5 protein-coding genes and 1 tRNA gene are annotated in these 10,182 nt (G+C 68.8%); 5 read left to right on the top strand and 1 reads right to left on the bottom strand.

All coding sequences use genetic code 11. The features are described from left to right. The first annotated feature begins 88 nt into the window (after window positions 1-88). Both nudC and C5C17_RS12120 read left to right on the top strand, forming a co-directional pair. Entirely contained in the window at window positions 89-1,027 is a 939-nt protein-coding gene (nudC, locus tag C5C17_RS12125; protein ID WP_258066185.1) for an NAD(+) diphosphatase, read from the top strand. Next, the gene (locus C5C17_RS12120) at window positions 1,011-2,783 is read left to right on the top strand and encodes an ATP-dependent helicase (protein WP_258066184.1); all 1,773 of its coding nucleotides are present in this window, start codon (window positions 1,011-1,013) and stop codon (window positions 2,781-2,783) included. Before nudC ends, C5C17_RS12120 begins: the two co-directional genes overlap by 17 nt. A gap of 870 nt (window positions 2,784-3,653) precedes the next feature. Here the strand turns inward: C5C17_RS12120 and C5C17_RS12115 are convergent. Beyond that, the gene (locus C5C17_RS12115; RefSeq protein WP_104253615.1) at window positions 3,654-5,021 is read right to left on the bottom strand and encodes a zinc-dependent metalloprotease; all 1,368 of its coding nucleotides are present in this window, start codon (window positions 5,019-5,021) and stop codon (window positions 3,654-3,656) included. A gap of 130 nt (window positions 5,022-5,151) precedes the next feature. On the opposite strand from C5C17_RS12115, the gene C5C17_RS12110 reads away from it, so the two are divergent. The 3 genes from C5C17_RS12110 (at window position 5,152) to C5C17_RS12100 (ending at window position 9,949) form a co-directional block, all read left to right on the top strand. Then, window positions 5,152-6,369: a PDZ domain-containing protein gene (locus tag C5C17_RS12110; RefSeq protein ID WP_181028577.1), complete on the top strand. Its 1,218-nt coding sequence runs from the start codon at window positions 5,152-5,154 to the stop codon at window positions 6,367-6,369. 158 nt (window positions 6,370-6,527) lie between these two features. Next, complete coding sequence (locus tag C5C17_RS12105; protein WP_181028576.1) at window positions 6,528-9,470, top strand: UPF0182 family protein; 2,943 nt, start codon at window positions 6,528-6,530, stop codon at window positions 9,468-9,470. A gap of 402 nt (window positions 9,471-9,872) precedes the next feature. Then, window positions 9,873-9,949: transfer RNA gene (locus C5C17_RS12100), tRNA-Met, on the top strand. Window positions 9,950-10,182: the final 233 nt, after the last annotated feature.

The raw sequence follows: 10,182 nt of genomic DNA, 5'->3' as shown, positions 1-10,182 counted from the left end.
AGGTTAGGAGGCCGGGTCCAGGCTGAGCGAGTGCCACGCCCGCACAGCGCCGAGGCGACCTAGGATGAGTCCGCCTATGAATCACTTCATGTCTCGTCTCCCCCTCGCCCAGCAGCAGACCGATCGCGACCACGAACGTCGGAGCCAGCCCGGTCTCGTTCAGGCGCTCTACGCCGACGACGCCACCCGCGTGCTCGTCCTGAGCGGAGGCAAGGCGCTCATGCGCTCCGATGGCGACGGGCCGAAGCTCGAGCTGCTGGTCGCGACGAGCGAACGCGCGTCCGCGCTCGAGCCTGTCATCGGCGAGGCCATCTACCTCGGTCGCACACTGGCTGACGACGACGGACTGCCCAGGGGCACCTCCGTCGTCTCCATCAGCGTCGGCGAGCATCTCGCGGCCGCCCTCGAACCGGATGCGCGACTCTGGGCGGGGCTCATGGAGACCGCCGCGCACCTGGGCGCCCTGCACTGCGGGCTCTTCACAGAGGCGCTCGCCATCACGAACTGGCACGACACCCACGGGTTCTCGCCGCGAACGGGCTCCGCGACCAGCTCCGGCCTGGCCGGCTGGGTGCGCCAGGCGGAGGGCGAGTCGCATGTCAGCTTCCCTCGAACCGACGCCGCCATCATCGCGGCCGTCCTCGACCGGGACGATCGCATCCTGCTCGGCGCGAACGTGCGGTGGAACCCGCGACGGTTCTCGCTCCTGGCGGGCTTCGTCGAGCCGGGGGAGTCGTTCGAGGCCGCCGTCGCCCGCGAGATCTACGAGGAAGCGAGAGCGCACGTCGTCGAACCGAGGTACCTGGGTTCGCAGCCGTGGCCGTTCCCCGCGAGCATCATGGTCGGCTTCACCGCCAAGCTCCACCCGGACCAGGACCCGGCGAGCGTCGAGCCGGACAACGACGAGATCGTCGAGCTCGGCTGGTTCACTCGAGACGAGGTGCGCGCCATCGAGGATCGACTCCCCGGGCCCACCTCGATCGCTCGCGCGATCATCGATGCGTGGCTCAGTGGTCACCTCGACTGATTCGGAGACACCCGCGCAGGCCTCGACGGCAGACGTCAGCCTGCTCGCCTCCCTCAACGACGCGCAACGTGAGGCCGCGCTGGCGCTGGTCGGACCTGTCTGCATCCTCGCCGGCGCCGGGACGGGCAAGACCCGCACCATCACGCACCGCATCGCCTACGGCATCCGCGCAGGCGTGTACGACCCGTCCCGTGTGCTCGCCCTGACCTTCACCTCGAAGGCGGCGGGTGAGCTGCGCGGACGCCTCCGCGACCTCGGAGCCTCCGGCGTCGCCGCTCGAACATTCCACGCCGCCGCGCTGAGCCAGCTCGGCTTCTTCTGGCCGCACACCGTCGGCGGACCCGCGCCGGCGATCGTGAAGGGCAAGGGGAGGCTCATCGCCGAGGCCGCCGAGCGCATCCGCCTCCGCCTCGACCCGGCCGGGGTGCGGGACATGGCGACGGAGATCGAATGGCGCAAGGTGCGCGAGCTCTCGCTCGAGGAGTACGCGATCCAGCTGCGAACGACGCGATCGCTGCCGAAGGGGGTCGGCGATGACGCGGCGCTCGCGCTGCTGCAGGCCTACGAGGACATCAAGGACGAGCGTCGGCAGATGGACTTCGAGGACGTCCTCCTCGCCACCGTCGGCATGCTCGAGCTCGAACCGTGGGTGACCCAGCGTGTTCGCGAGCAGTACCGGTTCTTCGTCGTCGACGAGTACCAGGACGTCTCGCCGCTGCAGCAGCGGCTGCTGCAGCTGTGGCTCGGCGAGCGACGCGAGCTGTGCGTCGTCGGCGATGCGGCGCAGACGATCTACTCGTTCGCCGGGGCGTCCAGCTCGTTCTTGACGGGGTTCCCCGAACGCTATCCAGACGCGCGAGTCGTGCGCCTCGAGGACAACTACCGCTCGACGTCCGCGATCATCGGCGTCGCCAACGAGGTCGCGCGTCACGTGCCATACGCGCTCACGCTCGAGCCGGCCGCCGAGACACCGAGGCGTGAGCCGCTGCCAGAGGTGCTGCAGTTCCACGATGACGATGATGAGGCGCGCGGGGTCGTGCACCGCATCGGCGAGGATCTCCGCGGCGGCATCCCGATCGAGAGCATCGCCGTGCTGTACCGGACCAACGTGCAGGCCGCCGCTGTGGAACGGGCCCTGCAGGACGCGGGGATCGCGTACTCGGCTATTGGGCAGCGCCGCTTCTTCGAGCAGCCGGAGGTGCGCCAGGCGCTCAGCGCACTGCGCGCCGCCGTCATGCAGGAGACCGAGGGGCCCCTGTTCCAGGCGGTCAGCGACGTGCTCCGCGACCTCGGATGGACGCACGAACCGCCCGCCGACTCCGGCGCGCTCCGCGACCGGTGGAACTCGTGGGACGCGCTTCTGCGGCTGGCCGACGCACAGCCGCACGGCACGAGGCTCGCCGAGTTCTCGGCCGAGCTGCAGCAGCGGGCCAAGATGCAGTACGAGCCGGAGCTGCGAGCCGTGACGCTGTCGAGCATCCACGCAGCGAAGGGGCTCGAGTGGGACAGCGTCACGATCATCGGGGCGAGCGAGGGCCTGCTGCCGATCTGGTACGCCGAGTCGCAGGCGGAGCTCGACGAGGAACGGCGCCTGCTGTACGTGGCCGTCACGCGCGCACGGAAGCGGCTTCGCCTGACACATGCGCAGTTCGGGGGGAGACGCGACGCGGAGCGCCCTGCGTCCCGCTTCCTGGCAGAGCTCGGCACCCGCATTCGGCGTGGAACAAACGGCGCGTTCGGTGGACCTCGCCGCTGACGGCGTCGACCTTCCAGGACTCAGCGCCGCAGTCGGCTGACGCGGCTCCGTCGGCGAGCCAGGATGCGACCGATCTCGTCACGAGACTGCGCACGATCTCTCGAGTGGACCGTTGCAGTGGGACCCGGTCGGTGACGGCGAGCTGGGTGGCGATGGCCGCCCAGGCGAGATCCGCGTCGAGTCGGTGCAGGTCGTCGCAGCGCACGCACGGTGTGCGACCGGGCACGACGAACGGTCCGATGGTCGCCCCGAGGTCCTCGGCGATGACGGCGAGGTGCGGGACGTCGTCGGCCATGAGCGGCGCGTATCGCCGTGGCGGCAGGACGTAGTCGGCGCAGTCGACGACGACCCCGACCTCCGCGGGTCTCGGAGGCCGGTAGTCGGCTCCGGCACGCCTCACGGTGCATCCGAGCGTCGCGATGTGCTCGGCGAGGTCATCGCCCGCGACCGTGCCCCGAACCAGGACGACCGGAGGGCGCCGAGCTGCACCCCGCGCGGAACTCGTGGTGCGTCTGCGCGGCGAGGCCGGCGCCACCTCGAACAGCGGGCTGACGGCGTCCAGCAGGTCGCGCACTTCGGCACCGCTCAGCCCGAGTCGGGAGCCACGCGCGTGGAACTGCTCGAGCGTGCCCTGCTGCCGCAGCGATTCGAGGAAGCGCTCGGCTCCCGTGGTCGGTGCGTCGATGACCGCGCGAGCGGTGACCCCGCCGAGCTGGAGCGCCGTGGGGGAGCGCCACACGATCGGTACGCCGGGAGGCAGTCGCAGGTCCATGCCGAGATCATGCTGGAACTGGCGGGACCACGCAGGAGTTCTCCACAGGGAGGCTGCGGCGCGGCCGGGGGATCAAGCCCGGCCCCGGCCGCGGCCAGCTAGCTGGCGGGCTTGTCGCCGCCCTCGGGCGCATCGCCGAAGGCTGTGGGGTCGTCGAGGAACTTCGCGAGCGCCTCGTCGTACTCGTCAGCCGGGAGCTCACCGAAGCCGAGCCTCGTCACCAGGGCCTCCGGGTGGTCGATGTCCTCACTGGTGGGGAGGGCGTCGAAGTGCGCCCACAGCTCGTCGCGAACCTGAGCGCCATGGGCTTCTGAGACAGCCCTCCACATCGCGGCCGCTTCGCGGAGTCGACGGGGACGGAGCTCAAGACCGACGAGCGAGGCGAACGCGCGCTCCGCCGGCCCACCCACGGCTCGCCGACGGCGGACCGTCTCCGCCAGCGCAACGGACTTCGGGAGCCGCGCGGTCGCATCCTCCGTCACGACGTCGACCCAGCCCTCGATGAGCGCGAGCATCGTCTCGAGTCGTGCCAGCGCCGCCTCCTGCTGCTCGGTTCGCGGCGGGATGAACGCGCCCTCCGAGAGCGCGGACCTGATGCCATCCGGGTCGCTCGGGTCGAGGGTCTGCGCGAGCTCCTCCATGCGGGACACGTCGATGCTCACCCCTCTGGCGAACTCGGTGATCGACGAGATGAGATGCAGGCGGAGCCATTTGGCGTGCTGGAAGAGACGCGCGTGGGCGGTCTCGCGCACCGCGAGATACAGCTCCACCTGCTCGCGGTCGACGTCGAGGCCCTCGGCGAAGTCATCGATGTTCTGCGGCAGCAGCGAGGGCCTGCTGTGGTCGAGGACCGGCACGCCGATGTCACCTCCGGCGACGACCTCCTCTGCGAGGTTCCCGACGACCTGACCGAGCTGCACCGCGAACATGGCGCCGCCGATGCCGCGCATCATCGAAGAGGACTGGCCGAGCAGCTGCGCCATCTCGGGCGGGGTCTGCTCGGTGAGGACGTTCATGAGCGCATCCGCGATGCTCGTGGCGACGGGCTCGGACAGCGAGGTCCAGAACTGGATCGACCCCGTGATCCACTCGAGCCTGGTCAGCGTCGCGGGGGATTCGTTGAGCTCGCCGAGTTCGGTCGCCTCGCTCAGCCACAGCTGCGCCACACGGAACGCCTGGTCGAAGCGGGCGGCCTCTTCCGAGCTGATCTCGCGGTTCTTGGGCTGCGCCACCCGGCGCGCCTGGTCCCGCGCGACCTGCCAGTCGAGCCCGTTCCCGGGGTTCGCCACGGCCGCCTGCAGCTGCGAGAGCAGCGCCTGCACTGCGGCAGGGTCGTTCGGGAGCCCCGCGACACCGGCCAGCTTCGCAGGGTCGAAGCCGCCCTGGCCGCTCAGCAGCTCGCGAAGCAGCTTGCGCAGCTCGTCCTCGGATCCGTCGTCGGGAATCGGTCCCTGTGCATCACTCATTCCGCACCTCCCAGCGCTTGGATCTACGCTAGCTCGTGGCCCCTCGAAGGAAGGGTCGCCGTGACTGCGTATGCGCCGAGTGCCTTGCGCCACGGGCGAACAATGGCCGCAGGACATCGAAACGAGCGCAGTGACCTTCTTCTCCGAGCCCTCATCAGAGGGTGAAGCGCGTGTGCGCGAGCAGTCCGAGGCGTTTGCGAGAGCGCACGAGGCGAACCGTCGTCGAAGCGAGGAGGGGACCCGCAGGGCGCGCATCGGCCTCGTGTTCCTGTCGATCGGCATGCTGCTGCTCGTCGCGCTCGGGTTCAGCCCGGCCCCGTACGTCGTGCGCTCGCCCGGGCCCGTCTTCGACGCCCTCGGCACCGTGCAGGCGTCGCAGGAGGACCCCACGCAGGTGGAGGTCATCACGATCGGCGGAGCGGACACGTTCGAGCCTTCTGGCGGGCAGCTGGATGTCATGACCGTCAACGTGGGCGGGAGGCCGGAGAACCTACCCAACTGGTTCGAGGTGTTCCTCGCCTTCGTCACACCGTCCAACGACGTGCTTCCCGTCGAGGCGTACTACGTAGATGCCGAGACCGGCGAGCAGCGCGACGCGCAGAACGCTGCGCTGATGCAGGGTTCGGAAGCGGACGCGATCGCCGCCGCGCTCCTCAACGAGGGGTACGACGTGGGGACGGCGCTCGCGATCGTCTCGGTGGGTGAGGACGGGGCAGCGGCAGGGATGCTCGAGCCGGGCGACCTCGTCACCTCCGTCAGCGGCATCCCGGTCGACTCGACCGAGGGGCTCCCAGCGGCTGTCGCCGAGGCCTCTGGCGGCAATCTGGAGGACCTGCAGCCGGTGGACGTGGCCGTCGACCGGGGCGGCGAATCCAAGACCTTCTCGATCACGCCACGCGCGGGTGTCGTCGAAGGGGAGGAGCGAGCGCTGCTGGGCGTCACCGTCTCCACGCAGCACGACTTCCCCATCGATGTCAGCATCGAGCTCGGCAACGTCGGGGGACCGAGCGCGGGCCTCATCTTCGCGCTGGCCGTGTCGGACAAGCTCGTCGATGGGGACCTCACCCAGGGGCTCCACGTCGCCGGCACCGGCACCATGTCCCCGGACGGCACCGTCGGCAGCATCGGCGGCATCACGCAGAAGCTGTACGCGGCCGTCGAGGTCGGGGCGGACCTCTTCCTCGCCCCGGCCGACAACTGCCAGGACGTCATCGACGGTGGTGTCCCCGGCGGTATCCCCGTGTACGCGGTCTCGTCGCTCACGGAGGCCGAGCAGGTCATCCAGACCGTCGGCGAAGGCGCCGACACGACCTCGCTGCGCACCTGCGAGTCCGTGCTCGGCTCGTGAGGCGGCGGTGTCTCAGTTTTGCCAGGCACTTGCCAGATAAACTCTCCTAGTTCCCCTTTCTCGGAAAACAAACGGCCCTTCCAGGCAATGACAGGTACGACGTGACAAGCACTGCAGCTCAACAGCCCCAGAGTCCGAAACCCGCCAGCCGACGTCGGATGGGACCGCTCACGATCACACTGCTGATCGTCGTGGCGCTTCTCGTCGTCTTCTTCTGGTTCGCCGGCCGATACGCGGACGTGCTCTGGTACGACCAGCTCGGCTTCCTCCAGGTCCTCCTCACCGAATGGGGAGCTGGCGCGATCATGTTCGCGATCGGACTCGTCGCCATGGCGGTACCCCTGTATGTGAACCTGCAGATCGCCTACCGCGCGCGTCCCGTCTACGCGAAGCTCAACGAGCAGCTCGACCGATATCAGCAGGTCATCGAGCCCATCCGTCGTGGGGCCATGGTGTTCGTGCCCGCCATCTTCGGCCTCTTCGCCGGTGTGGCGCTCATCGCCTCCTGGCAGACCGTGCTCATGTGGATGAACTCGACCCCGTTCGGCGAGACCGACCCGGTCTTCAACCTCGACGTCTCGTTCTACGTCTTCCAGCTTCCGCTGTACCGCGGTGTGGTCGCCTTCGTGAGCGCCGTCGTGCTGCTCTCCCTCATCCTCACCGCCGCGACGCTGTACCTGTACGGCGGCATCCGCGTGACCGGTCGCGAGGTCGTCATCTCGAAGAGCGCCCGAACGCACATCGCGATCCTCGCCGGCCTCTACATGCTCGTCCAGGCAGTGAGCTTCTGGCTCGACCGCTACGCGGCACTCAACACGCTCTCCGGCCGCTGGACCGGTGTGCTCTACACCGAGGCGAACGCGACGATCCCCGGCCAGGGCATCCTCGCCGGAGCCGCGATCGTCGTCGCTGTGCTCTTCTTCATCGCAGCGGCCATCGGCCGCTGGCGCCTGCCGCTCGTCGGGACCGCGCTGCTCGTCATCGTCGGACTCGTCGTCGGCATGGTCTACCCGTGGATCGTGCAGCAGTTCCAGGTTGGACCGAGCGAGCAGGCGCTCGAGACCCCGTACATCCAGAACAACATCGACGCGACCCGCGCCGCCTACGGCCTCGACAAGATCGAAGAGGTCAACTACGCCGCCGAGACGACGGTCAGCCAGGGGCAGCTGCGTGACGACGCCGACACCACCGCGAACATCCGCATCCTCGACCCGTCGCTCGTCTCGCCGACGTTCGCGCAGTTCGAGCAGGAGCGCGCCTACTACCAGTTCCCGGAGAGGCTCGACGTCGACCGCTACGAGATCGACGGCCAGGTTCAGGACGCGGTCGGCTCCGTCCGAGACATCAACATCGCGGGCCTCGGCGCCGACGCCCAGTCATGGGTCAACAACACCATCGTCTACACGCACGGCTACGGGCTCGTCACGGCCTTCGGCAACCAGCGCGGCCCGGACGGGCAGCCCCTCTTCATCGAGGGCGGCATGCCGAGCGAGGGCGCGCTGGGCGAGTTCGAGCCCCGCGTGTACTTCGGCGAGACCTCGCCCGAGTACTCCATCGTCGGTGCCCCAGAGGGGTCCGAGCCAGCTGAGTTCGACCACGTGTCGGGCGCGGACGGCGCAACCCAGACGTACAACACGTTCACGGGAGACGGCGGCCCCGATCTCGGCAACCTCTTCAACCGTCTCGTCTACGCGATCAAGTTCCAGTCGGAGCAGATCCTGCTGTCGGAGTACGTCAACGACGAGTCGCAGATCCTCTACGACCGCGACCCTGCCGAGCGAGTGCAGGCAGCTGCCCCGTACCTGACGATCGACTCCGACCCGTACCCCTCGGTCGTGGACGGACGCCTCACCTGGATCGTCGACGGCTACACCACGAGCAACAAGTACCCGTACTCCGAGCTCGCCGGCCTGCAGAACCTGCTCGAGGACGCCGACACGCCGGCTTCCTCGCTGCCACCCGAGGTCATCAACTACATGCGCAACTCGGTGAAGGCGACCGTCGACGCATACGACGGCAGCGTGACGCTCTACGCCTTCGACGAGACGGACCCGATCCTGCAGACGTGGCAGAAGGTCTTCCCATCGACGCTCAAGAACGTGTCGGAGATGTCGGGCGACCTGCTGAGCCACATCCGCTACCCCACGGACATGTTCAAGGTGCAGCGCGAGATGTTCGCCCGCTACCACGTGACCGACGCGAGCACGTTCTACAACCAGACGAACGCGTGGCAGCTGCCGCAGAACCCGACCGGGGGCGAAGCATCGCAGCCGCCGTACTACCTGACGATGCAGCTCCCCGGGCAGGAATCGGCCTTCTCGATCTACTCCACGTACATTCCGCTGACGAACGCGAACGCGCAGTCGAGGAACGTGCTGAGGGGGTACCTGGCGGCGAACTCCAACGCGGGCTCGACAGACGGCACGGTCGCTGACACCTACGGACGCATCACGTTGCTCCGGGTCGAGAACGACAACGTCAACGGTCCGGGTCAGGTGCAGAACATCTTCAACTCGAACGAGACGGTCGCCAACCAGCTGAACCTGCTCGAGCGAGGCGGCCAGACGCAGGTGCTGCGAGGCAACCTGCTGACCGTGCCCGTCGGCGAGGGCTTCCTGTACGTGCAGCCGGTCTACGTCGAGTCGACCGGTGAGACCAGCTACCCGCTGCTCAGGCGCGTGCTCGTCGCGTTCGGCGACAAGATCGCGTTCCAGCCGACGCTCGACGAGGCGCTCGACGAGCTCTTCGGCGGTGACGCGGGTGCGGATGCGGGCGACGGAGGCGTGGAGGTCTCCGACGACGATCTGCCCGTCGACTCCGTCCCGGACGACACCGCTGGGACGCCGGCTCCGACGGCCACGACTCCGCCGGCTGGCGGGGGAACGGGCACTCCGCAGGAGCAGCTCTCGACGGCCCTGGCCGACGCTGAGCAGGCGCTCCAGGACCGCACGGCAGCGTACGCGAACAACGACCTCGTTGCCGCGGCTGAGGCTGACAAGCGACTCACGGACGCGCTGAACCGCGCCCGCGAGGCCGACGGTCAGATCTCGGGCACCTCGGGTGCGCCGAGCGATTCGCCGGAGCCGACGCCGACCACGTAGGCAGTCGAGCTCCACACGCCGACGGGCGTCGTCCTCACTGAGGACGGCGCCCGTCGGCGTCTGTGCGCGCATCTCATCCGCGCGGCGCGCCCACGCCTGCCCCGGCTCAGGATTCGGCAGCCGAGGTGGGGCGTGTGCACCTGCTGAGCGGGTGGCGGCTGCACGAGGCCCAGGTCTGCGGGTGCACACGCGATTGTCACGGAGGCGCGACGCGCCCGGGATGCGGTGCGCACCGGGTCGGACAAAGCCATTTTCGACGATTTCGCATCCTTCGGGCGGCTTCTCGGCCCGTTCTGGGCCGTGGCACTGGCCCCGTCGCACCTCCGACACGCCGTGTTTTCCGGGGGAGGAGCACTCCGAGTTGCACGACGTGAGGACCGCGTGTAATGTTTTCTCTTGTGCCGCGGGGTGGAGCAGTTCGGTAGCTCGCCGGGCTCATAACCCGGAGGTCGTAGGTTCAAATCCTGCCCCCGCAACCAAAGCCGCACAAGTTGGGTTGCTCGAAAGAGCAAGTATGAACTGCGGCACAAGGCCCGTTTCCTCTCGAGGAAGCGGGCCTTTCGCGTTCCCGCTTGCCTCCGGCGCGCCCTCATCCGTCTCCAGGGCGCTGGGCGGACCTGGAAGTGCGCGGGTGTCGTGGCCCGCCTCAGCAGGTTCGCGGCCTGATGCCGCTAGTCTCGGCCATTCGACGTGCGCCGATCGTTGGCGCGGT

This window comes from Pseudoclavibacter sp. RFBA6 (genome assembly GCF_002931575.1).
Taxonomy (GTDB): Bacteria; Actinomycetota; Actinomycetes; order Actinomycetales; family Microbacteriaceae; genus Pseudoclavibacter; species Pseudoclavibacter terrae.
Note: the sequence above shows the minus strand (reverse complement) of the source record. Positions and strands in the feature narration are given on the sequence as shown.

Bases quoted from the DNA above. Each gene is read 5' to 3' on its own strand.
- nudC (WP_258066185.1), top strand. From the start codon at position 89: ATGTCTCGTCTCCCCCTCGCCCAGCAGCAGACCGATCGCGACCACGAA.
- C5C17_RS12115 (WP_104253615.1), bottom strand. From the start codon at position 5,021: ATGAGTGATGCACAGGGACCGATTCCCGACGACGGATCCGAGGACGAG.
- C5C17_RS12105 (WP_181028576.1), top strand. From the start codon at position 6,528: ATGGGACCGCTCACGATCACACTGCTGATCGTCGTGGCGCTTCTCGTC.